The sequence below is a fragment of the Streptosporangium sp. NPDC004631 genome, assembly GCF_053601935.1.
On sequence record NZ_JBSGCR010000003.1, the window covers coordinates 252,774 to 275,546 of the forward strand.

The 22,773-nt window shown below is 71.4% G+C and carries 18 protein-coding genes; 11 read left to right on the forward strand and 7 right to left on the reverse strand.

Annotation, left to right across the window (positions count from 1 at the left end; all coding sequences use genetic code 11):
- The first annotated feature begins 43 nt into the window (after nucleotides 1-43).
- From ACWEF2_RS04505 to ACWEF2_RS04515, 3 genes are all read left to right on the forward strand, one after another.
- Nucleotides 44-1,078, forward strand: a complete 1,035-nt coding sequence (locus ACWEF2_RS04505) for a MerR family transcriptional regulator (protein ID WP_453811832.1) — start codon at nucleotides 44-46, stop codon at nucleotides 1,076-1,078.
- Between the two features lie 169 nt (nucleotides 1,079-1,247).
- Nucleotides 1,248-1,772: an RNA polymerase sigma factor gene (locus tag ACWEF2_RS04510; protein ID WP_453811834.1), complete on the forward strand. Its 525-nt coding sequence runs from the start codon at nucleotides 1,248-1,250 to the stop codon at nucleotides 1,770-1,772.
- A 214-nt stretch (nucleotides 1,773-1,986) separates the two neighbouring features.
- Nucleotides 1,987-2,910: a YbgA family protein gene (locus ACWEF2_RS04515; protein ID WP_453811836.1), complete on the forward strand. Its 924-nt coding sequence runs from the start codon at nucleotides 1,987-1,989 to the stop codon at nucleotides 2,908-2,910.
- 11 nt (nucleotides 2,911-2,921) lie between these two features.
- Here ACWEF2_RS04515 and treZ read toward each other — a convergent pair whose 3' ends face one another.
- From treZ to ACWEF2_RS04540, 5 genes are all read right to left on the reverse strand, one after another.
- Nucleotides 2,922-4,625, reverse strand: a complete 1,704-nt coding sequence (treZ, locus tag ACWEF2_RS04520; RefSeq protein WP_453811838.1) for a malto-oligosyltrehalose trehalohydrolase — start codon at nucleotides 4,623-4,625, stop codon at nucleotides 2,922-2,924.
- 3 nt (nucleotides 4,626-4,628) lie between these two features.
- The gene (gene treY / locus ACWEF2_RS04525) at nucleotides 4,629-6,827 is read right to left on the reverse strand and encodes a malto-oligosyltrehalose synthase (RefSeq protein ID WP_453811840.1); all 2,199 of its coding nucleotides are present in this window, start codon (nucleotides 6,825-6,827) and stop codon (nucleotides 4,629-4,631) included.
- On the reverse strand, nucleotides 6,820-8,925 hold the full coding sequence (gene glgX / locus ACWEF2_RS04530; protein WP_453811842.1) for a glycogen debranching protein GlgX: 2,106 nt from the start codon (nucleotides 8,923-8,925) through the stop codon (nucleotides 6,820-6,822). The genes treY and glgX overlap by 8 nt, the downstream gene beginning before the upstream one ends.
- 338 nt (nucleotides 8,926-9,263) lie before the next feature.
- A complete protein-coding gene (locus tag ACWEF2_RS04535; RefSeq protein WP_453811843.1) occupies nucleotides 9,264-12,479 on the reverse strand; it encodes a BTAD domain-containing putative transcriptional regulator in 3,216 nt (1,071 codons plus the stop codon).
- A 105-nt stretch (nucleotides 12,480-12,584) separates the two neighbouring features.
- Nucleotides 12,585-13,214, reverse strand: coding sequence for a hypothetical protein (locus ACWEF2_RS04540; RefSeq protein ID WP_453811844.1), 630 nt, complete (start codon nucleotides 13,212-13,214; stop codon nucleotides 12,585-12,587).
- Nucleotides 13,215-13,446: 232 nt separating this feature from the next.
- Between ACWEF2_RS04540 and ACWEF2_RS04545 the strand changes: the two genes are divergently transcribed.
- The 4 genes from ACWEF2_RS04545 (at nucleotide 13,447) to ACWEF2_RS04560 (ending at nucleotide 15,913) form a co-directional block, all read left to right on the forward strand.
- On the forward strand, nucleotides 13,447-14,298 hold the full coding sequence (locus ACWEF2_RS04545) for a helix-turn-helix domain-containing protein (RefSeq protein ID WP_453811846.1): 852 nt from the start codon (nucleotides 13,447-13,449) through the stop codon (nucleotides 14,296-14,298).
- A 55-nt stretch (nucleotides 14,299-14,353) separates the two neighbouring features.
- On the forward strand, nucleotides 14,354-14,566 hold the full coding sequence (locus ACWEF2_RS04550; protein WP_453811848.1) for a DUF397 domain-containing protein: 213 nt from the start codon (nucleotides 14,354-14,356) through the stop codon (nucleotides 14,564-14,566).
- A 215-nt stretch (nucleotides 14,567-14,781) separates the two neighbouring features.
- Nucleotides 14,782-14,982 carry a DUF397 domain-containing protein gene (locus tag ACWEF2_RS04555; RefSeq protein WP_355597297.1) on the forward strand — a complete coding sequence of 67 codons (201 nt, stop codon included), beginning with the start codon at nucleotides 14,782-14,784 and terminating at the stop codon, nucleotides 14,980-14,982.
- A 322-nt stretch (nucleotides 14,983-15,304) separates the two neighbouring features.
- Entirely contained in the window at nucleotides 15,305-15,913 is a 609-nt protein-coding gene (locus ACWEF2_RS04560) for a hypothetical protein (RefSeq protein ID WP_453811850.1), read from the forward strand.
- Between the two features lie 133 nt (nucleotides 15,914-16,046).
- On the opposite strand, the gene ACWEF2_RS04565 is transcribed toward ACWEF2_RS04560, so the two are convergent.
- The gene (locus ACWEF2_RS04565) at nucleotides 16,047-17,027 is read right to left on the reverse strand and encodes a Gfo/Idh/MocA family protein (protein ID WP_453811852.1); all 981 of its coding nucleotides are present in this window, start codon (nucleotides 17,025-17,027) and stop codon (nucleotides 16,047-16,049) included.
- A gap of 80 nt (nucleotides 17,028-17,107) precedes the next feature.
- Nucleotides 17,108-18,691, reverse strand: a complete 1,584-nt coding sequence (locus ACWEF2_RS04570) for a peptide chain release factor 3 (RefSeq protein ID WP_355597293.1) — start codon at nucleotides 18,689-18,691, stop codon at nucleotides 17,108-17,110.
- A 226-nt stretch (nucleotides 18,692-18,917) separates the two neighbouring features.
- Between ACWEF2_RS04570 and ACWEF2_RS04575 the strand changes: the two genes are divergently transcribed.
- From ACWEF2_RS04575 to ACWEF2_RS04590, 4 genes are all read left to right on the forward strand, one after another.
- Nucleotides 18,918-19,679, forward strand: coding sequence for a PP2C family protein-serine/threonine phosphatase (locus ACWEF2_RS04575; RefSeq protein WP_355597291.1), 762 nt, complete (start codon nucleotides 18,918-18,920; stop codon nucleotides 19,677-19,679).
- An 84-nt stretch (nucleotides 19,680-19,763) separates the two neighbouring features.
- On the forward strand, nucleotides 19,764-19,979 hold the full coding sequence (locus ACWEF2_RS04580; protein ID WP_453811855.1) for a hypothetical protein: 216 nt from the start codon (nucleotides 19,764-19,766) through the stop codon (nucleotides 19,977-19,979).
- A gap of 176 nt (nucleotides 19,980-20,155) precedes the next feature.
- Nucleotides 20,156-21,823, forward strand: a complete 1,668-nt coding sequence (locus tag ACWEF2_RS04585) for a dolichyl-phosphate-mannose--protein mannosyltransferase (RefSeq protein ID WP_453811857.1) — start codon at nucleotides 20,156-20,158, stop codon at nucleotides 21,821-21,823.
- Between the two features lie 119 nt (nucleotides 21,824-21,942).
- Entirely contained in the window at nucleotides 21,943-22,773 is an 831-nt protein-coding gene (locus ACWEF2_RS04590; RefSeq protein WP_453811859.1) for a phosphoribosylaminoimidazolesuccinocarboxamide synthase, read from the forward strand.

Here is a 22,773-nt window from a genome sequence, read left to right on the forward strand (position 1 = left end):
TGGACCGACCGTCCACACCGGCTGGCAGGCTGGTACCGCGATCGTGGGACTGTGGGAGTGGGGTGAGACGGCGATGGACGAGCGGGGCCGGGTGGCCACCGAGGAGGAGCCGGGTTACGGCATAGGCGCCGTCGCCCGGCGGCTCGGCGTGCCCGCCCCCACGCTGCGCACCTGGAACCTGCGCTACGGGATCGGGCCGAGCCGTCGCAGCCCCGGCGGGCACCGCCGCTACGACACGGACGACCTGCGCCGCCTTGAGGAGATGAACCGGCTCATCAGGACCGGGGTTCCGGCCGCCGACGCGGCGCGCGAGGTGCTGAGGTCCCCGGGCGTCCCCTCGCCCGCGGTCCGGGAGGAGCGGCCGGCCCTCCCCGCCCCGGCCGGGGAGGGAGAGGATGCCGTCCGGCCGGACTTCGCCGATGAGGGGGCGGCCGGTGAGGGGGCGGCCGGCCTGTCACGCCCGCGGCCCCAGATCCCCACGGCGGCGATGCTGGCGCGGGCCGCGTTCGCACTGGACAGCCAGGCCGTCTCCGACTGGCTCGGCGAGGCGCTGGCCAGGCACGGCACCATGTGGACGTGGGAGCGCCTGGTGCTCCCGGTCTTCGAGACGATCTGCGCGCGCCAGGCCGAGAGCGGCGCGAGCGTCGAGGTCGAGCATCTGTTCTCCGACCGGGTGCTGGCCGCGCTGATCCGGCTCGTCGAGCGTCCCGCCCGGCCTGTCAACGATCGGCCGGTGCTGCTGGCCTGCGCCGAGGACGAGCAGCACTGCCTGCCGATCTACGCGCTGGCCGCCGTGCTCACCGTGGAGCACCGGGTCGAGACCCGCGTGCTGGGCGCGCGGACCCCGTACGCGGCCCTGGGTGACGCGATGCGCCGCCTCGGCCCCGCGGTGGTCTTCGTCTGGTCCCAGCGGCGGGAGACCGGTGACCCCGCGCCACTGGCCTCGCTGCCCCTGCTGCGCCCGTCGAGCCGGATCGTCGTGGGTGGCGGTGGCTGGTGGGACGGGCTGCCCGCGTCGGTCTCCCGCGTCACCTCGTTCCCCGAGGCGCTCACCCGGATCGGCGCCGCACTGCGCTGATCTCCTCGGGTCCCGCCTTTCCGAGTCCCTTCTCCCCGGTTCCGCCCCCGCCGGGCACGCCCTCCCCGCCCCGCCGCCGCGCCGGGGCTCCCCGGCCGAGGTTGCGATCACGGAGGCCTCGGGGGTATGAATAAGTTTTGAATAGGTTTTCTCGGCAAGGGGAGCCACCATGACAGAGACCCTGAACGCACGGCTCGCCGAGGGCGACGACGCCGCACTGGCCGAGTGCTTCCGTACTCACGGCTCACTTGTCCGCTCCTACCTGCGGCGGTTCGTGGCCCCGCAGGAGGTCGAGGACCTGCAGCAGATCGTGTTCGCGGAGGTCTGGCGGTCACGGCACCGCTTCGACCCGGCGCGCAGCCTGCCGGCCTGGCTGCTCGGCATCGCGCACAACCGGGCGGTGGACCACCTGCGGGTGCGGACTCTGCGGACGGTGCCGCTGGACGTGGTGGCCGACCCGGCCGGCGCGGACGGCCGGACCCACGGGGACGGCATGGCGGAGCGCGACCAGGTTCAGCGGGCACTGGCCGAGCTGCCCGCGCCGCAGCGCGAGGCCATCGAGCTGGCCTACTACGGCGAGCTGACCCAGCGGGAGATCGCCGAGAGGCTGAGCGTGCCGCTCGGCACCGTCAAGGCCCGTACCGCCCGCGGCCTGCGGCGTCTGTCGAACATCCTCGCCCCGGTCGCCGCGTGAGCCGGACTACCGCCTCCCAAGGGCGCCAAAGGGAGTGAAAGGGACAGGTGCCATGAACAGCGACGGCACAGGCCAACCAGGCCGCCCAGATCGCGCGGACCGTCCAGACCGCACAGACCACTCAGGCCACGCGGGCCGCCCGGACCGCACAGGTCATTCGGATCGCACAGGCCATTCAGGCCACGCGGACGGACCGGTCAGGCCCCGGGTCGCGGTGTCGAGCTGCCTCATGGGCGAGCCGGTGCGCTTCAACGGGGGGCACAGCCGCGACAGGTTCCTCAGCGGAGAGCTGGACGCCCACGTCGACTGGGTGCGCGTCTGCCCGGAGATGGAGATCGGTCTCGGCACCCCACGCGAAACCCTCCGTCTCGAACGCTCCTCCGCCGGGCCGCGCCTGGTCACCAGGAAGACCGGGGCCGACCTGACCGACAGGATGACCGAGCTGGCCATCCGGCGGGCACGCGTCCTGGACGTGGACGGCTACGTGTTCAAGTCCAGAAGCCCCAGCTGCGGGGTGCACGGCATCCCGGTCTACGCCGGTGAGACGGCCGTGGAGCGCGGGGGCAGGGGCCTGTTCGCCGCCCACGTCCTGGACACCCATCCGCTGCTGCCGGTGGAGGACGAGGGGCGGCTGAACGACGCGCCGCTCCGTGAGACCTTCGTGGAACGGATCTTCGCGCACGCCCGGCTGCGCGCCCTGCTGGAGAGCGACTGGCACGCCCGCGACCTGGTCGCCTTCCACTCCCGGCACAAGATGCAGATGCTCGCCCACGACCCCGGCCTCTACCGCGAGGCCGGCCGGCTGGTCGCCCAGGCGGGGGTACGTCCCCGCCTGGAGCTGGCCGCCGACTACGCCCGCGTGTTCGGCACGGCCTTCGCCAGAAAGGCGAGCATCGGCCGGAACGTCAACGTGCTCCAGCACTGCATGGGCATGATGGGAGAGTCACTGGATCCGGCCCGGCGGGCCGACCTGGTGGAGGTCATCGCCTCCTACCGGGCCGGCCGGGTGGCGCTGAGCGTGCCGACGGCCCTGCTCCGCCACCACGCGCTGGGCGAGGCCGCCGCGTATGTCCGGGACCAGACCTACTTCGCGCCCTACCCGCCGGAGCTCCGCCTCCGCAACCACGTCCCCGTCTGAGGCGCGGGGGATCAGTCGATCCTCAGCACGGCCAGGGACCTGGACGGCAGGAACAGCTCCTCGCCCCGGGCGGTGATCGCCGGATCCGAGGCCAGCAGGACGTGGCCGGGGGCGAGCCGTACCGTGAGCGGGATCGGGCCGAGGTTGGCGGCGATCCGGAGCCTCCCCCTGTGCACGACCAGCCAGGTCTCGCCGTACTCGACCCCGACCCGGTCCAGCCTCGGGTCCGTCAGGTCCGGATGCGCGCGGCGCAGCGCGATCAGCGCCCGGTACCAGTCGAGATGGGCCCGGTGCGCGTCGTCCTCCAGTTCGGTCCAGTCGAGCTTGGAGCGCAGGAACGTCAGCTCCTCACCCGGGTCCGGCGCCTTGGCGGCCCAGTCGTCGTAGCCGAAGCCGACGAACTCCCGCCGCCGCCGGTCCGCCTCGCCCTCGCGCAGCCGCGGCTCGACGTGGTCGGTGAAGAACAGGAACGGGGTGCGCGCCCCCCACTCCTCCCCCATGAACAGCATGGGGGTGAACGGGGAGGTCAGCAGCAGCCCGGCGGCCAGCCGGAGCGCCTCGGGGGCCATCCGGTCGCCCTCGGCGCGGTTGCCGATCTGGTCGTGGTTCTGCGCGCAGCAGACGAAGCGGTAGCCGGGCAGGTGCCGCGCCGGGCGGCCGTGGGAACGGCCCCTGAAGGACGAGTAGGTTCCGTCGTGGTGGTAGGCGGAGGTCAGCACCTTGGCCAGCGCCCCGGCGAAGTCGTCGTAGTAGCCGTGCCGCTCGCCGGTCACCGCCACGTGCAGCGCGTGGTGGACGTCGTCGTTCCAGCTCGCGGTCAGGCCGTACCCGCCGGCCTCGCGCGAGGTCGTCAGCCGGGGGTCGTTGAGGTCGGACTCGGCGATGAGGGTGAGCGGCCTGCCCACGGCGGCCGAGAGCGCCTCCACCTCGGCGGCCATCTCCTCCAGCAGGTGTACCGCGCGCGTGTCGTGCAGCGCGTGCACGGCGTCCAGCCGAAGGCCGTCGACGTGGTAGTCGCGCAGCCACTGGAGCGCGTTGCCGACGAAGTAGCGGCGCACCTCGTCGGAGCCGGGACCGTCCAGGTTGACCGCCCGGCCCCAGAAGGACGAGGCGGTGGCGTGGAAGTAGGGGCCGAACGGCGCCAGGAAGTCACCGGACGGGCCGAGGTGGTTGTAGACGACGTCGAGGATCACACCGATCCCGCGCCGGTGGCAGGCGTCCACGAACCGTTTGAACCCGTCGGGGCCGCCGTAGTTCTCGGTGACGGCCCACAGGTCCACCCCGTCGTAGCCCCAGTTGCGCGTCCCCGGCACCGGAGGCACCGGCATGACCTCGACGAAGTCGACGCCCAGTTCGACGAGGTGGTCGAGCCGCCCGGCCGCCGCCTCGAAGGTCCCCTCCGGGGTGAAGGCGCCGATGTGCAGCTCGTAGATCACCGAACCCGGCAGGGCGCGCCCGCGCCACAGGTCGTCGCCCCAGACGAACCGGTCGTGCTCGTAGACCCGGCTGGGGCCGAAGATCCCCTCGGGCTGCCGGCGGCTCCGCGGGTCCGGTAGCGCCTCGCCGCCGTCCAGCCGGAACCGGTAGTCGGTTCCGTGTCCGGCGCCCGGCACCTCCGCCGACCACCAGCCGCCGGCCCCGGCCGACATCGGGTGACGGATCTCGCCGATCTCCACATCCACCGCCGCCGCCCGCGGCGCCCAGACCTCGAACACGGATCACTCCCTTTCCAAAAGCGCGACGGGGTACACGGACAGCAGATGCGCGAGCGGGATCCGCCCGGTGTGCCCGGCACCGGAGAGCAGGTCCCGCCACCGGCCGGGCGGCAACGTGACCGTCCTGCTCCCCCAGCCGCCGCGCCGGGCCAGCCCCACCGGCAGCCGGGTGGCCACCGCCACCGCCCGGTTCCCCCTCGCGAACGCGATCGCGTGCTCGTCGGAGGTGACCGGGACGTACGGCAGAGCCGGATCCAGCCTCCGGCGCAGGTGCAGCGCCTGGGTGGTGACCAGCAGTTTGGCCTCGTCCCACGAGGCCGCCCGCGCCGGGGCACCGGCGCCGGAGGCGAGCAGCCGGCGGCGGCGCGCGAAGTCCACCGGGCGCCGGTTGTCCGGATCCACGAGGGAGAAGTCGGTGATCTCGTTGCCCCAGTAGAGATCGGGCACGCCGGGCAGCATGAGCTGGACGAGCTTCTGGCTCAGGGAGTTGGACCGGGCGTACGGCTCGATCCCGGCGGCGAAGTCCGCGACGGCGGCGCCGCACTCGTCGAGGGCCCGGCCGACGAAGTCGCGCAGGTCCCGCTCGTAGGCGGGGTCGGGGGCGGCCCAGGAGATCGAGGTCTTGGCCTCGCGGGCCGCCTTGAACAGATACTCGAAGAACCGGTCCCCGCCGATCGGCCAGGCGGCCATCAGGTTCTGCCAGGCCAGATAGTCCAGAGCCGGATCGAAGGACACCTTGGACGACCACTCCCCCACCGCCGCCGCCCACTCCTCGGGCAGCTCGGACAGCACGGCCAGCCGGGCGCGCACGTCCTCGGAGCGCTTGGTGTCGTGGGTGGACAGCGTCGTCATCGTGCCCGGCGGCATCTCCCGGCAGAAGGCGTGGAACTCCTCCACCGGCTCGCCGAACCGGTCCGGCTCCCCGCCCACCTCGTTCAGGCAGGCCAGCGGGTACCACCGGTAGAGCGCGGTGTCCTCCACCCCCTTGGCCATGACCGGCCCGCAGGTCTGCTGGAAGCGGGTGACCGCCTCGGCCGGGCCGTACAGCACCCGGTCGACGACCTCCTCGACCGGGGCGCCCTCGGGGAGCCGGGAGGCGGCCAGGAGTCCGGCCGCCTCGACGATCGCGGCCGAGACCTCGGGCACCGGCTCCCCCGGCACCACGTAGGCCCGGTAGACCGGCATCGCGGCCAGCAGTTCCACCAGCGTCTCGCGGTCGGAGCCGACGACGGCGTGCAGCCGGTCGATCTCGGCGGTGAAGAACAGGTCGAGGACCTCCCGCTTGGACTCCCGGACCACCGTGGCGTAGTCGCGCGGCATGGCGGTGAGCGTGACGAACAGGTCCACCAGTGGCCGCCGCCCGGCCGGGTCCACGAACAGCCCGGTGATCCGGTTGAGCAGTTCGTAGCCGGTGGTGCCGTCGCAGTCCCAGTCGTCCGGCAGCCGTTCGGAGCCGATGAGGATCTTCTCCGCCACAGTCCACACGCCCGAGGCGCCGCGGAGCCCGGCGAGGTAGCCGCGCGGTTCGGCCAGCCCGTCGGGGTGGTCCACCCGCAGGCCATGGACGATCCCCTCCCGGACGAGCTCCAGGATCACCCGGTGGGTGGCGTCGAACACCGCCGGGTCCTCCACCCGCAGCCCGATCAGCGAGGAGACGTCGAAGAACCGCCGGTAGCCGGGCCCGGCCCGCCAGTCGACCAGCCGGTAGTGGGTGTCGGGGAAGGGGAACACGTGGTCGTGGTAGCGCAGCAGGTCGCCGTCCACCACCGGATCGACGGAGTCGCCGAGCACCGGCATGTTCACCTTGCCGCCGGTCCAGTCGATGTCGAACCACGACGCGTACGGCGACGCCGGCCCGTCCCTCAGCACCGACCAGAGCGGCCGGTTGCCCGACTCCGGCACCGGGATCGTCATGTGGTTGGGCACGATGTCCACGACGACGCCCAGCCCGTGCGCGGTCAGCGCCGCCGACAGCGCCCGCAGCCCCTCGATCCCGCCGAACTCCTCCCGGATCCGGGTGTGGTCGGTCACGTCGTAGCCGTGCCGCGACTCCGGCACCGCCTGCAGGATCGGCGACAGGTAGACGTGGCTCACCCCCAGGTCCCGCAGGTAGGGGGCGAGCGCGGCCACCTCGGCGAAGCCGAAGTCGGGGGTGAGCTGAATCCGGTAGGTCGACAGCGGCCTCTCCGTCGTCTCAGACACGCCGCAGCACCCGCACCGACCGGCCGACCACCGGCACCGCCTCTCCCGCCCGGCAGACCGGGGTGTCCTCCGCGACCGGCGTCGCCGTGTCGATCTCCGTCACCCACGTCTCGCCGTAGTCCTTGGGGACGGTGAACTCGATGACGTCGTGGTGGGCGTTGAACAGCAGCAGGAACGAGTCGTCGGTGATCCGCCGCCCCCTGCGGTCCGGCTCGGTGATGGCGTCGCCGTTCAGGAAGACCGCCAGCGACTTGGCGTAGCCCACGTTCCAGTCGGCGTCGGTCATCTTCTCCCCCTGCGGGGTGAGCCAGGCGATGTCGCCGAGGTCGTCCTCCGAGCCCCGTACCGGCCGGCCGTAGAAGAAGCGGCGCCGCCGGAAGACCGGGTGGCCGGCGCGGAGCCTGGCCAGCCGCCGGGTGAACTCCAGCAGCAGCCGGTTCTCCGGGACGTCGGACCAGTCCACCCGGCTCAGCTCGTTGTCCTGGCAGTAGACGTTGTTGTTGCCCTGCTGGGTGCGGCCCAGCTCGTCGCCGTGGGAGATCATCGGCACGCCCTGCGACAGGAACAGGGTGGTCAGGAAGTTGCGTTTCTGCTGCTCGCGGAGGGCCTCGATCGCGGGCGAGGCGGGCCCCTCGGCACCGCAGTTCCAGGAGCGGTTGTCGTCGGTGCCGTCCCGGTTCTGCTCGCCGTTGGCCTCGTTGTGCTTGTCGTTGTAGGACACCAGGTCCCGCAGGGTGAACCCGTCGTGGCAGGTGACGAAGTTGATCGAGGCGGCCGGGCGGCGGCTGTCGTCCTGGTAGAGGTCGCTGGAGCCGGTCAGCCGGGAGGCGAACTCCGGCAGCGAGGCGGGCTCGCCCCGCCACAGGTCGCGGATCGTGTCGCGGTACATGCCGTTCCACTCGGTCCACCGGGCGGGGAAGTTGCCGACCTGGTAGCCGCCCGGCCCGACGTCCCACGGCTCGGCGATGAGCTTGACCTGCGAGAGCACCGGATCCTGCTGGACCAGGTCGAAGAAGGCGCTCAGCCGGTCCACCTCGTGCAGCTCCCGCGCCAGCGTGGCCGCCAGGTCGAACCGGAACCCGTCCACGTGCATCTCGATGACCCAGTAGCGGAGCGAGTCCATGATCATCTGAAGCACGTGCGGGGAGCGCATGAACAGGCTGTTGCCGGTCCCCGTGGTGTCCATGTAGTACCGCCTGTCGTCCTCGACCAGCCGGTAGTAGTGGGCGTTGTCGATCCCCCGCATGCTCAGCGTCGGCCCCAGGTGGTTGCCCTCGGCCGTGTGGTTGTAGACCACGTCGAGGATGACCTCGATGTTCGCCTCGTGCAGCGCCTTGACCATGGCCTTGAACTCCAGCACCTGCCCGCCGCGCTGGCCGGTGCTCGAATAGGCGTTGTGCGGGGCGAAGAAGCCGATGCTGTTGTAGCCCCAGTAGTTCGTCAGGCCCCGCTCGGTGAGGACGTGGTCGGTGACGAACTGGTGCACCGGCATCAGCTCGATCGCCGTCACCCCGAGCGCCGTCAGATGATCGATGATCTCCGGATGGCCGATCGCCGCGTAGGTGCCGCGGATCCGCTCGGGGATCCTCGGATGGTCGACGGTCAGGCCCTTGACGTGGGCCTCGTAGATCACCGTGTCGTGGTACGGCGTGGCGGGCGGCCGGTCGTGTCCCCAGCCGAAGAACGGGTTGATCACGATGGAGCGGGGGACGAACGGGGCCGAGTCCTTGTCGTTACGGCTGTCCGGCTGCCCGAAGCGGTAGTCGTACACCGCCTCGTCCCACCGCACGTCTCCCTCCACCGCCTTGGCGTAGGGGTCGAGCAGGAGCTTGGCGGGGTTGCACCTCGGGCCGCGCTCCGGGTCGTACGGGCCGTGCACGCGGTAGCCGTACCGCCGGCCGGGGCCCACACCCGGCAGGTAGCCGTGCCAGACGTACCCCTCGCACTCGGTGAACGGGACCCTCGTCTCCCGGTTGTCCTCGTCGAACAGGCACAGCTCGACCCGCTCGGCGACCTCGGTGAAGATCGCGAAGTTGGTCCCCGCGCCGTCGTAGGTGGCCCCCAGGGGATAGGGGTCACCGGGCCAGATCTCAGTCATCGGGAATCCAGGGCGGAGACCCTCGCCCTCAGGCGTGGGAGGAGAGCCCCTTCCTCCTCTCTCGAATGTTCGCGGTGGTGAGGTACCCGGTGGCGAGACATGCCCCATGTTCCGCCGACTATGCGCACGCGCCGCGTGAACCCGGCCCCTGGGAAACGACATTGACCGCTCGGACCGGCACGGCGCCAGCGCGACACGGGAGTTTCCCGAAAGGGAGTTTCGGAGAGCACCGGGAGGGGACGCCCTGCCTTCCGGGTTGACCCGATCCGCGCGCCCGGATCGGGTCAACCCGGATCGCCTGGCTGGTCGGGGCGGGCCGGTAGGCCGGGGTGGCCGGGTTAGCCGGGGTGGCCGGCGGGAGACTCCAGCAGGGCACGGAGCGCGGGCCGGTAGACCCGCGCCCCAGACCGGCGGACGAACTCCTCGGCGGCCCGCAGGTGGGCCGAGGCCCGCTCCCGGTCGCCGTCCAGCAGGGCGAGCCGCCCCAGGCACAGGTCGGCCACCGACCAGCCCAGCAGGCGGCCCGCGCCGGGGGCGAGCCTGCCGTACAGGATCCGCCCGGCGGCCACGTCTCCGAGCGCCGCGCAGATCTCACTGACGGCGTCCGCCGTGAACCGGTACGCCAGGTCGGGGCCCACGGACGCGAAACCGTCCCCGGCGAGGTCGGCGAAGACGGCGCGCGCCTCGTCCGCCCGGTCCAGGTCGATCAGTGCCAGGCACCTCAGGATCCGCCAGGGCCGCTGGCCCGGGCGGCGGCCGAGCATCTCGTCGGCCACCGCGAGCGCCTCGGCCGCCGCGCCCCGCGCCCTCGCGGCGAGAAAGCGGAACACCCCGCGCCGGAGCTCCCCGTCGTCACGGCCCAGGGCGCCCTCCGGGTAGGCCGCGGCGGACTCCTCGGCCGCGGCCAGCGCCTCGGTGAAACGCCCGCCCAGATAGGCGTGGACCGCGCGCTGCCAGGCCGCCAGGCTGACCATCGACGGCAGCCGGAGCCGGTCCGCGGTCTCACCGAGCCAGGCCAGCAGTTCGGGGGCCCGCTCGGTCCTGCCCTGGGCGATCAGCTCGACATACGCGGTCTCACGGCCGATCCACTCGGTGGCCAGGTCGCCGGTACGGCGGCCGATCTCGGTGATCTCGTCGACGATCGACTGCCTGTGGTCGTGGTCGTGGCCGGTCCTGGAGAGCAGCTCCTGAACGATCAGCGCTCTGGCCAGGGTCCGGTCGTCGCCGGTACGGCGGGCCAGCCGCACCGCCTCATCCGCCATCGCCGTACTCCGCTCGACCGTTCTCGCGGTGGACCCGGTCAGCGCGGCGGCGGCGAGCAGCTGGGCCCGCCAGGGCGAGCCCTCGGCCAGGCCGGAGGCCAGGACCCGGTCGATGCGCTCGGCGAGCCGGTCGATACCGGTCACCTCCTCGTACATCGCCAGGGAGATCGGGTCGGAGAAGCCCAGCGCCGCCCTGGCCAGCCGGTTGTCGTCGCCGAGCCCCTCGGCGATCTCCGCGGCGGCCTCCAGCGACACGTGGGCCGCGATGCTCATCCCCGCCGCCGCCTGCGCCTCGGCCAAGTCGAGGAGAAGGTCGCAGCGGAGCGCGTCATCGGTCCTGGGGAGCCGGTCGACCATCGCGATCGCCTGCTCCAGGTTCTCCACCGCGTCCTCGTGGGCGAACTGCGCCGTGGCCTGGGCCGCCGAGCGCCGGGTGTAGCCGATGGCCTTGCCGGCCATCCGGGCGGTGAGCAGGCTCTCACGGTAGTGGTGGGCGATCTCGGTGAGACGGGTTCCGCTCCGCTGCTCAAGCACCTCGGCGATCCTGGCGTGCAGCCGCCGCCTGCGCAGCGGCGGCAGCGCCCCGCGCAGCACGTCACGGACGATGTCGTGGACGAAACGGCAGACCGGTCCTTCGCCCTCGGCCAGCAGCCGGGCCCCGACCGCGGCGTCGACGATGTCGAGCACCCGGTCCCCGGGCAGTTCCACCACCTCGATCAGGATGTCCGTCGCCGCGTCCCTGCCGAGCAGGGCCGCGACGGTCAGCACCTCCTCGGTGTCCGGCGGCAGGCCGGCCATCCGGCCGCGCACGACGTCGGACAGCGCCTCGGGGGTCTCGCCCAGTTGCAGGATCTCCCCCAGGAAGAACGGGTTGCCCGCGGTCAGCCTGCCCATCTCCCCGGCCCGGCCGGGGTCGGCGCCGGCCCGGCCGAGATACTCGCGGACCTCCCGCTCACCGAGCCCCCGCAGCGGGAGGCGGCGCACGTGCGGCAGCCGTACCAGCGCGCCGAGCACCCGGTCCAGCGCCCCGCCGGGCCGCACGTCGGTGTCGCGGTAGGTCGCCACCACGGTCAGGTCCGGGCAGAGCCGGGTGGAGGCGAGGAACTCCAGCAGCCGGAGCGATGAGGCGTCCGCCCACTGGAGGTCGTCGAGGACGACCAGGACCCGGCCGTGCTCGTTCAGCAGCCGGGCGAACGCCTCGTAGAGCTGGAACTGCCCGGCCCCGGTGAGCCGGCCCGGCCCGGTGTCCCCGCCGACCAGCTCCCGTACGGCCTGCGTCCACGGCCAGAACGGCGGCGCGCCCGTACCGTCCCAGCAACGTCCCCAGACCACCCGGCGTCCCCCGGCCCGCGCGGTCTCGGCGGCCTGCTCGGCGAGGCTGGTCTTGCCGATCCCGGGCTCCCCGGCCAGCAGCGTCACCCGGTGCCCCTCACCGGTGACCGCCTGTTCGAGCACCTCGGTCTCGGCGTCCCTGCCGACCAGCCTGGCCTGCCGTACCGCCGTCACCACCGCGGCCCGGGGCCGCGGAGTGAGCGCGGGATCCTGGGCGAGGATGCGCCGCTCCACCTCCCTGACCCTGGGGTCGGGGTCCAGGCCCAGGTCCTCCACCAGCAGTCTGCGCCCCTCGGCGAGCACGGCCAGCGCGTCGGCCTGCCGTCCTGCCTGGTAGAGGGCGTGGGCGCCGAGCACGCGGAGCCGCTCCCTGAACGGGTGGGCGGCGACCAGCTGGGCCAGCTCGCCGGTCAGCGCGGCCCCCAGGCCGAGCGCCAGATCCGCCTCTGCCGCGTCCTCCCGCAGGGCCAGCCTGAGCTCGGCCAGCCGGGCGATCTCCTCCCCGGCCCAGGGGGCGCCGCCGAAGTCGGCGAGCGGCTCCCCACGCCACTCCGCCAGCGCCAGCCGCAGCTCCCGGCCGGCGGCCCCGTGGTCGCCCTCCGCGCTCAGCCGCCTGCCCTCGGCCGCGTGCCCGTGGACCCTGGCCAGGTCGAGCGCGGTGCCGGGGATGGCCAGGGCGTAGCCCCCCGGCCCGCTGACCAGGATCGCGGGGGGCACCTGGCGTCGCCGGCCGGGTTCGAGGACGCGGCGGAGCTTGGAGACGTAGGCCTGCACGGTGTTGACCGCTCCGGGGGGCGGCCCGTCCTCCCAGAGCGCGTCGACGATCCGGCCCATCCCGACCGGGCGGGGGGCGGCGAGCATGCACAGGGCCAGCACCGCCCGCTGCTGGTAGGGCCCGATGTCCAGCGGTGTCCCACCGTCGGCGATCACACTGACCGGCCCCAGCACACGAAAGTCCATCCGGCCACCTCGCTCACGAACTGGGCAGATACTAGCCTTTCGTCCCTGTGCGGTGCCCGGGGTCCCCGTGCCGTGCCCGGCGACCGCCGTGGGCGGGCGCGGTTCCTACGGCTGGAGCCGGTCGATCCTCCCGGTGCCGTCGCAGAGCGGGCAGCTCTTCTTCCCCGCGCTCCCCGTGGTCGTCACGGTCTCCATGACCCCCGTCCTCCCCGTCCTCGCCATGACCCCAGTTCTCCCCGTCCTCCTCGTGGCCCCCGTCCTCGCCGTAATCGTCGTCCTCGCCGTGGCCCCCGTCCGCCCCGCGCTCCCCGTGATCGTCACGGTCTCCGTGACCTCCGTCCTCCCCGCGGTCGCCGCCCCCAGATCCTCCGTACCCCCCGTACCGATCTGGCCGCCGGGCCCTCCACCCTCGCCGCCGAGACGCGCACCGGCCGGTAGATCGGCCGCCCCCTCATCGTTTCCCTTGTCGTCCCCCTCGCCGAGGCCGTCTCCGCGCGCCTCGCCGTACCCCTCTCCGCGGCACAGGCCGCACTCCAGCAGGGCTGCGAACCTGGCGTCCCGGTAGTTCCGGCGGAACAGCCGCCTCCGGCCGATCTGCCACTCCTGGACCCAGGCGAAGGCGTCGGGTTCCCAGAAGATCCAGTTGTCCAGTGCTCTCAGGTAAATGATCAGTAAGCTCCGTACGGCGGTCCTGATGCCGATCCGGACCCCGATGCCGTGGATGCCTTTCCTCAAGGACCGTCACCTCCTTGAAGGTTCGTCCTGGTAGGGCCTACCTCCCTTTTACTCTGTCTTACGTCATCGGCGACTATCATTGGCAATTGCCACAGGAATGTACCTGCGGCGGTTACCTTCTGAGGTTGCCATGGGATGTTGCTGTTTGACTGTTACCACCGCCCCGACCTGGGAAGACTCCCCGAAGTGAGGCGGGAGCGTCTGCGTCATCAAAAAGAAGAGGTAAGCGCCGATGGCCGGAACCAACCCCACTCTGCGCCGCCGGCAGCTGGCCGGCCGCCTGCGGGAGCTCCGCGAGCAGGCGGGGAGGAGCATCAGGGACGCCGCCGAGCAGCTCGAATGCTCACCGGCGAAGATCAGCCGCATCGAGACCGCGCAGCGCGGCGCGCTGCCCAGGGACGTGCGCGACCTCTGCCTCTTCTACGGGGTGACCGATCAGGCCCAGATCGACGCCCTGATGACCCTCGCACGCGAGGCCAAACAGCAGGTGTGGTGGCAGGAGACGGAGGACGTCGACTTCCGCTCGTTTCTCGGCCTGGAGATCGACGCCACGTCGATCTCCGAGTATGAGACCACGACCGTCCCCGGGCTGCTGCAGACCGAGGACTACGCCCGCGCGGTCATCAGGGGATTCCTGCCGGGGATAGACACCGACGTTCTGGAGGAGCGGGTCACCTACCGGCTGAGACGCCAGGAACGCATGTACGGCCCGCGGCCGCCGAAATACTGGGTTCTCCTCGACGAATCCGTGCTCCATCGCCACGTGGGCGGGGCCGGTGTCATGAGAAAGCAATTGGAACGCCTTGGGAAGGCCTCCGAACTACCCCATGTGACCATCCAGGTTATTCCTTTCACCGTCGGCGCTCATATGGGGTTTGACAGTGCTTTTATTTTACTGGAGTTCTCCGACCCGACGATCGGGGATACGGTATACCTCGACACCTTGATGGGCAGTTTTTATCTGGAGAAGGCCAAAGAACTTGAGCGTTTCCGGGAGACGCTCAACCATCTTCGCGCGGTGGCGCTGAGCCCACAGGAGTCGGCGATCCGCATCGCGAGGGCACACGACGGGTTCGCGGCCTGATCGGCGTGACCCGTCATTTAAGAAACCATTCCCAACAAATTATCACGGAGAGACGATGACGTCTTCCAAACCTGCCGAGTTCTCCACTCTTGAGTGGCAGGTCTCAAGCCGGTGCAATAACGGCTCCTGCGTCGAAATCGCCAGAATTCCCGGCGGAGGCGTAGGCATTCGTGACAGCAAGAATAAGAGTGGGCCGGTCCTGGAGTTCAGCGTGACCGAGTTCCGGGCCTTTATAGACGGGATCAAGGACGGAAGCCTCGGCCTTTAGCCCCAGCCCCTCACAAGGGGGGTGAAACAGTCGCCGAACGGCACCGAAGGAAGATCCCGGAAGTGCCGTTCTGTTCTTCCCGGCACCCGCGAGGCGCCCGCCCCGCGAGAGGCGGCATCGAAAAACCCCAGGCCCTCGGCGTGAAAGTGAACTATAATTCCCCTGGCGCGGCGCTCTTCTGCGGAAGAGTTGTCAATCTTTCCGGGAGGAAACACATGGACGGCGGCTCGCAGTTCCATGGAGCCATCTGGCGGTCGGGGTGCAACAACGGAAACTGTGTCGAGGTCGCCTCGGGGCACGGCCGGATCGGGGTGAGGGACGGCAAGAACGGCGGAGCCGGACCGGTTCTGTCGTTCACCGTGGAGGAATGGCGGGCCTTCATCGAGGCCGCGAAGACCGGGGTGTTCGACGTCTGACCGGGGCGCACGGCCAGTGCAGGCGTTCCCATAAGTGCTATAAGTGCCATAAGTGAAGAGTGGGCGGATTCAAGAAATTCCCGATGCGGGGAAATCCTTGAACCCCTCACGGCGACGACGATCGGGGTGACGTCCGGCGGGGCGTCGTCGGCGAACCGGCTCACCAGACGCCCCGCCGCCGGGGGGACCGGGTGTCCGCCGGGGGAACCGGGGCCGGCGTCGGGAGGCCACCGGTCGGCGGGGAGGACCACCGGCGGGATGATGGGATCGTGACGTCCTCCCCACGGCCGAAGGCGGGGGCCTCCACACTCAAGGAGTTTCGATGAACTTCGAACTGGCCGTCTGGCACGAGCCCACGCCGATCACCAGGGAGGACGCCGGGCACGTCTTTCGGGCCCTCGGCGGCCGGGAGCCCGGGGACGCCGACCCGCACCCCGGGGTGGCGGCGTTCGTCGCGCGGCTGCCCTGGGCCAGGCCGGTCTCCCCCGCCCACGCCCTGGTCACCGTGGAGCCGGAGCGGTCGGACGAGGTGTCCGGCGAGGTCTTCGCCCTGGCCCGGGAGTGCGGACTGGTCTGTTACGACCCGCAACGGCACCTGGTGCACAACCTGGCGCCGCTGGGCGTCCACCCGGGCATGCAGTTGCGCACCGGCGACGGGATGATCGTCGTCGACCCCGACCTGGGGCTCGTCGCCGACGCGCCGACCATCATGTCGCCGCAGAACCCCTTCACCGCGCTGGTCGTCTTCGGTGAGCACTTCATCCAGACGTCACCGGAGATCTCGGGGTATGAGCTGGAATACAAGGACAGCGTGAAGGACGTGATGCTCCGTACCCACGTCTCCGGTGTCGAGGCGGTCCAGCGCGCCTTCGCCGAGTACGCCGCCGGCGAGCGCGCGTTCCTGGACCGCCACCGGTGGCTGCGGGTCTGAGCCGGACCCGAACCGGGGTCCCAGGCGGGTCTGGGACGGGTCCCCGATCAGGGGACGGCGATCTCGGGGGGCGGCGTCGGGGACGGAACCCCGGGACGGCGCCGGAGTGCGCCGGACGGGTGGGACGGGACGGTCACTCGCCGGGGAAGCGGACCCCGATCTGCTCCCGTACCTCGTCCATGATGCCCATTACCTCCAGGGTGGAGCGCCACGGCACGAGCGGGCTCTCCAGCAGGCCCTCCCGCAGGCAGCGCATCGCCTCCACGGCCTCGTGCACCAGGCCGGTGCCCTCGTAGGGGACGTGGAAGATCTCGGGCTCGGCGCCGTTGCGGTACAGGGTGAAGGCCGCGGGCCTGAAGAACAGGTGCGGCAGTTCGATCCGGCCGAGCGAACCGGAGATCGAGGCGGTGACCGGGCTGTCGGCGGTGAGCCCGCAGGAGAGCAGGGCGACCGCGCCGCCGGGGTAGCCGAGGAGCACGCCGGTGTTCTCGTCCACCCCCTCGGGGGTCAGCCGGGCCCACGATTGGATCCGCTCGGGGACTCCGAGCACGAGGTGGGCGAAGGAGATCGGGTAGACGCCCAGGTCCAGCAGGGCTCCGCCGCCCTGTGCGGGGTCACGGAGCCGGTGGCCGGCGTCGATGGAGAAGGAGATCCCGAAGTCGGCGTGCACGGTGGCGACCGGGCCGATCACACCGCTCTCGACCAGTTCCACGATCCTGCGGACGGCCGGGTTGCACCGCATCCACATGGCCTCCATGAGGAACAGCCCGCGCCTGCCGGCGAGGTCCACCAGCTCGGCGGCCTCGGCGGCGTTCAAGGTGAACGCCTTCTCGCACAGTACGGCCCTGCCCGCCCTCAGGCAGGTGAGCACCGCCTCCCGGTGGGCGTTCTGGGTGTTGGCGACGTAGACGATGTCCACGTCCTCGTCGGCGGCCAGCTCGGCCCAGCTCCCGTAGGCGCGGGGAATGCCGTACCGGCCTGCGAACGCCCCGGCGGTCTCCGGCGCCCTGGATCCGACCGCGATCACCTCGGCGTCGGGCAGCAGCCTCAGGTCCTCGGTGAAGGCGCCGGCGATCTCACCGGTCGCCAGAATTCCCCACTTAATGGTGCTCATGGGGACATATCTCACCATGTACGGCGCATATCGCGCACGGCCCGCGACCCGGTCGCCGGGCGCGGGCCGTGGGCGGAGGGTCAGCCGCGGGTGTCGGCGAGCAGCGCCCTGAGCACCAGGTCGGGGTGGTCGCGGAGCACACCGCGCATCCGCCACTCGTCGCTGAACAGCGCCAGCAGCTCTCCGTCGAGCGACCGGGTGAAGACCTCCACACCCCGCTGGCGGGCCAGGACCGGCGCGGACGCGGCGTCGGTGATCCTGGCGAGGCTGAAGTCGAGCCGGTCCATCGCGATCTCGGTGTTGAACTCGCCCGCCAGCCGGTGCTTGACCACGTCGAACTGCATCGGGCCGACCGCCGCGAGCACCGGCGACTGGTCACCCCGGATGTCGGAGCGCAGGACCTGCACGACGCCCTCCGCCTCCATCTGGTCGATGCCCTTGCGGAACTGCTTGGCCCGGCTGGAGTCACGGCAGCGGACCGTCCAGAAGTGCTCGGGCGCGAAGCTCGGGATCCTGGGGAACTCGACCGGCGAGCCGTCGTAGAGGGTGTCACCGGGGCGCAGGGCGGTGGCGTTCACCAGCCCGACGACGTCACCGGGGAACGCCTCGTCGATGGTGGCACGCTCCTGCCCGAAGACCGACTGGGCGTACTTGGTGGCGAAGGGGCGGCCGGTCGCCGCGTGGGTCAGCACCATGCCGCGCTCGAAACGGCCTGAGCAGACCCGGACGAACGCGATCCGGTCGCGGTGCGAGGGGTCCATGTTGGCCTGCACCTTGAAGACCAGGCCGGAGAAGGGCCGCTCCAGCGGGCGCGGCACGTCCTTGGCGTCGGGGCGGGGCGCGGGGGCCGGGGCGATGTCGACCATGGCGTCGAGCAGGCGGCCGACCCCGAAGTTGTTCAGGGCCGCGCCGAACAGCACGGGGGTGGACTCGTGCGCCTCGAACGCCTTCTGGTCGTGGTCGGAGCCGATCGCCGAGAGCAGGTCCACCTCGTCCTTGGCCCGCTCCCAGTCCTCGCCCAGCTCGGCCAGGGCCTCATCGGCGGTGAGCGCGGTCTCGATGGCCTTGGTGGCTCCGCCGGGGGTGCGGGTGTAGCGGACCGCCTGGTCGGCGGCGCGGTCCACCACGCCGTGGAAGAAGCCGCCGGTGCCGATCGGCCAGGTGATCGGGGTGGGCCGCAGACCGGTCTTCTCCTGGATCTCGTCCAGCAGCTCCAGCGCCTCACGGCCGGGCCGGTCCCACTTGTTGACGAAGGTGATCACCGGGATCCGGCGGTGCCGGCAGACCTCGAACAGCTTCAGGGTCTGCGGCTCCATGCCCTTGGCCGCGTCCAGCAGCATGACCGCGCAGTCGACGGCGGCCAGCACCCGGTAGGTGTCCTCGGAGAAGTCGGCGTGGCCGGGGGTGTCGACCAGGTTGAACATGTGGCCGCGGTACTCGAACCGGAGCGCCGCCGAGGTGATGGAGATGCCCCTGGCCTTCTCCATGTCCATCCAGTCGGAGGTCACGCCGCGGCGCCCCGCCTTGCCGTGCACGGCTCCGGCCTCACTGATCGCGGAGGCGTGCAGCGCGAGGGCCTCGGTCATGGTCGACTTACCGGCGTCCGGGTGGCTGATCACCGCGAACGTGCGGCGCCGTACCGCCTCCTGAGTGATCGCGGTCATTTCCTGGTCTCCTAGCCGTGCGAGGGTGGGGGGTCCGCGGCACACTGCGGGCCGCCGAGACAGCTTACGCGCCACCACGGCTGTCAACGGATCCGGCAACACTTGCCCAGGCCGCTTGCGTCACCATGGTGTTCAGTGGATCGTGGAACATCTCGGTTCGCCCATGCCCATCCCGACTGCCCGAAAGCGACTTGCTCGTGCAACTCGACGTTCCAGTGGTGCGCAGATGATCACGCTCCGGTATGCGGCCGGCTCCGATGTCGGCCGGGTCCGCCAGGGCAACGAGGACGCGGCCTACGCCGGTCCCCGGCTGCTCGCCGTCGCCGACGGCATGGGGGGCCACGTGGGCGGAGAGGTCGCCAGCTCGGCGGCGATCGCCACGGTGGCCCCGCTGGACGACGAGTGCCCGGCGGACCTGTTCGCCGCGGCCGAGGCCGGGGTCCGCAAGGCCAACCAGCGGCTGCGCGAGCTCGTCGAGCAGGATCCCTCGCTGACCGGCATGGGCACCACCCTGACCCTGATGCTCTGGGACGGCCTGCGGGTCGCCCTCGCCCACATCGGCGACTCCCGCGCCTACCTGCTCCGCCACGGCGACCTCTACCAGATCACCTATGACCACACCCTGGTCCAGACGCTGATGGACGACGGCCGCATCACCGCCGAGGAGGCCGCACGGCATCCGCACCGGTCGATCCTGCTCCAGGTCCTGGACGGCGGCGACGCCGTCGATCCCGACCTCACTCTCCGGGACGCCGAGATCGGCGATCGCTACCTGCTCTGCTCCGACGGCCTGTCCGGGGTGGTGGAGGCCGACCGGCTCCGTCACGTGCTCGCCGAGGTCGACGACCTCGGCGAGGTGACCCGGCGGCTCATCGAGCTGGCCTGCGACGCCGGCGGCCCGGACAACATCACCTGCGTGGTCGCGGAGGTGGTCGAGGGGCCCGCCCCGGACACCCCCGTGGTGGTCGGCTCGGCCAACCCCTCCTAACTCCTTTCTCGACAAATCCCTTTTTTCCCAGTAAATCCCCCTTAGCCTTCCGTGTCCCGCCCGGAAACGCCCATGGAAACACCCGTGGAACCGTTCACCGGACCTCTCAACGGCAAGACCCGGCCCGTTCTGGTCGCGGCGAAGAGCAGGCGCTATCGTCGGTGCTCTGCTCTCCTCACCGATCGTCACCCCGGAGGGATGTCCGTCGTGTACAAGGAATTCGCCATTGAGGCGATCGTGTGGCTTATCCCGGTGGTGGTCCTCGTCGGCCTGGCCTACATGATCACCCGCCCCGCCTGACCCACTCACCCGGAAGCCGGGGCACCGGGGCGCCCGCCTCCACGCCCCGGCTTTCGCGTGTCCGCCCACCCCGGGCGATCTCCCCTTCCCGCAGGGTTCGTTCTCGGATAAATGCGCCGAAATCTCCATTAAAGGAGTAATTTCACTCGCAGCCCGATGACGGAAGGGGAGCATCCTTGGAAAAGGACCGGGATGAGACCGGGATGCCCGCGAGCGGCACGCGAGACGGCCCGTCCGACCCCCCGGAGTCATCACCCTCCCCGGGACCCGCCGACCCCGGGACCCGCCCCGGGGCCGATCGACCGGCCCCGCGGACGCGCGGCGCCGCGGTGTGGGGATGGGCCGGGCCGCTGCTGGTGGCGGCCTTCGGCGCGGCTCTGCGCTTCAACCAGCTGGGCAGACCGCACGCGGTGATGTTCGACGAGATCTACTACGCCAAGGAAGGGCTGTCGCTGATCACCTTCGGGGTCGAGCGGACGGCGCTGGGCACCGCGACGGAGCACACCGCCGACGACCGCCTCCTCGCCGGGAACACCGACATCTGGGTGCACTGCACGCCGCCCGACGCCGCCCCCTGCCCGCAGTACGTGGTGCATCCGCCGCTGGGCAAGTGGATGATCGGGGCCGGGGAGTGGCTGTTCGGCGCGGACCCGTTCGGGTGGCGTTTCGCCGCCGCCCTGGCCGGGGTGCTGTCGATCCTGATCCTGGCGCGGGTGGCCCGCCGGATGACCGGTTCGACGCCGCTGGGCTGCCTGGCCGGGCTGCTGCTCGCCCTGGACGGACTGCATCTGGTGCTCTCCCGCACCGCGCTACTGGACGTCTTCCTGATGTTCTGGGTGCTGGCCGGGTTCGCCTGCCTGGTGCTCGACCGCGACCGTGCCGGGGAGCGCCCGGCCGCCCTGTGGGGATCCGCGCCACCGGCCGCCGGCGGCCCCCTGCTCGGAACGCGCCCCTGGCGGATCGCCGCCGGCCTGTGCCTGGGCGCCGCCTGCGCGGTCAAGTGGTCGGGGGTCTTCTTCCTGGTCGCCTTCGCCGTCATGTCGCTGGCGTGGGATGTCGGCGCGCGCCGCGCCGCCGGCACGCCCGGACCTCGCCGGGGCGCCCTCACCGCCGGCGCGCCCACCGCCCTGCTCGCCATGGGCGTGATCCCGGCGCTCACCTACCTGGCCTCCTGGACCGGCTGGTTCCTCTCCCCCCTGGGCTACGGCCGCAACTGGGCTCGGGCCGCCTCCCAGGACCCGGTCCACTCCGTCCTCGACTCGCTCAGGTCGTGGGCCGACTACCACCTGATGGCCCTCCGCTTCCACACCGGCCTGACCTCCTCTCACCCCTACCAGTCGGACCCCTGGCAGTGGCCGCTGCTGCTGCGCCCGGTGGCCTTTCACTACCAGACGCCCACGGGCGCGTGCGGTACCGGCGGTTGCTCGCAGGCGGTGCTGGGGGTGGGCACCCCGGTGATCTGGTACGGCGCGCTCGCCGCGCTCATCGCCATGGTCGTCTGGTACGTCGACGCCCGCGACTGGCGCGCCGGGGCGATACTGCTCGCCTACGGCGCCGGCTGGCTGCCGTGGTTCTACTACGCCCTCATCGACAACCGGACGATGTTCCTGTTCTACATGGCACCGCTGCTTCCCTTCATGATGCTCGCGCTGACCCTCGCCGCGGGCCTGCTCATCGGCCCCCGGAGCGCGCCCGCCCGGCGGCGCGCCGTCGGCTGGGCGGTGGTGGGGGTGTTCACCATGGCGGCGCTGGCCAACCTGTGGTGGCTCTACCCGGTGCTCAGCGGCGAGATCGTCGCGCAGGGGCGGTGGAGCGCGCGGATGCTGCTGCGGAGCTGGATCTGAGCCGGATCCGACGTGGCCGGGACCACCCCCTGTTTCGGGAACCACCAGGTCGCCGACTACTCTGTTTCCGCCCCGCCCCGCCCACCGGCAACGCCAGAGAGAACGGTTGAGGAACACCTGTGAAGCTTCTCCACTCCGGGAAGGTCCGCGACGTGTACGAGGACCGGGGGGACGTCATCCTCGTGGCCTCGGACCGGGTGTCGGTGTACGACGTCGTCCTGCCCACGCCGATCCCCGACAAGGGGAAGGTCCTCACCCGGCTCTCGCTGTGGTGGTTCGAGCAGCTCGCGGACATCGTGCCCAACCATGTCGTCTCCGCCACCGACGTACCGGCCGAGTTCGAGGGCCGCGCCGTACGGTGCCGGCGGCTGAACATGGTGCAGGTCGAGTGCATCGCCCGCGGCTATCTCGCGGGTCTGGGGCTGAAGGAGTACCGGGCGAACGGCTCGGTCTCCGGGGTGGCGCTCCCCGCCGGCCTGGTGGAGGGCTCCAGGCTTCCCCAGCCGATCTTCACGCCCACCACCAAGGCCCCGCTCGGGCAGCACGACGAGTTCATCACCTTCGAGGACGTGGTCTCCCAGGAGGGCGCGGAGGTCGCCGCCGAACTCCGCCGGATCACCCTGGAGGTCTACGGCCGCGGCGCCGAACTGGCGCGCGAGCGCGGCATCATCATCGCCGACACGAAGATCGAGCTGGGCTGGGCGTCCGACGGGACGCTCGTGCTCGGCGACGAGGTGCTCACCTCCGACTCCTCACGGTTCTGGCCCGCCGACGACTGGGAGCCCGGCCGCCCGCAGTTCGCGTTCGACAAGCAGTTCGTCCGCGACTGGGCCGACGGGACCGGCTGGGACAGGAAGGAACCCGCCCCCGAGGTCCCCTCGGAGATCGTCGAGGCCACCCGGGCGCGCTACATCGAGGCGTACGAGCGCATCACCGGCAGGACCTGGTAG

Bases quoted from the DNA above. Each gene is read 5' to 3' on its own strand.
- ACWEF2_RS04555 (WP_355597297.1), top strand. From the start codon at position 14,782: ATGGACGGCGGCTCGCAGTTCCATGGAGCCATCTGGCGGTCGGGGTGC.
- ACWEF2_RS04570 (WP_355597293.1), bottom strand. From the start codon at position 18,691: ATGACCGCGATCACTCAGGAGGCGGTACGGCGCCGCACGTTCGCGGTG.
- ACWEF2_RS04510 (WP_453811834.1), top strand. From the start codon at position 1,248: ATGACAGAGACCCTGAACGCACGGCTCGCCGAGGGCGACGACGCCGCA.
- ACWEF2_RS04545 (WP_453811846.1), top strand. From the start codon at position 13,447: ATGGCCGGAACCAACCCCACTCTGCGCCGCCGGCAGCTGGCCGGCCGC.
- ACWEF2_RS04560 (WP_453811850.1), top strand. From the start codon at position 15,305: ATGAACTTCGAACTGGCCGTCTGGCACGAGCCCACGCCGATCACCAGG.
- ACWEF2_RS04575 (WP_355597291.1), top strand. From the start codon at position 18,918: ATGATCACGCTCCGGTATGCGGCCGGCTCCGATGTCGGCCGGGTCCGC.
- glgX (WP_453811842.1), bottom strand. From the start codon at position 8,925: ATGACTGAGATCTGGCCCGGTGACCCCTATCCCCTGGGGGCCACCTAC.
- ACWEF2_RS04550 (WP_453811848.1), top strand. From the start codon at position 14,354: ATGACGTCTTCCAAACCTGCCGAGTTCTCCACTCTTGAGTGGCAGGTC.
- ACWEF2_RS04535 (WP_453811843.1), bottom strand. From the start codon at position 12,479: ATGGACTTTCGTGTGCTGGGGCCGGTCAGTGTGATCGCCGACGGTGGG.
- ACWEF2_RS04565 (WP_453811852.1), bottom strand. From the start codon at position 17,027: ATGAGCACCATTAAGTGGGGAATTCTGGCGACCGGTGAGATCGCCGGC.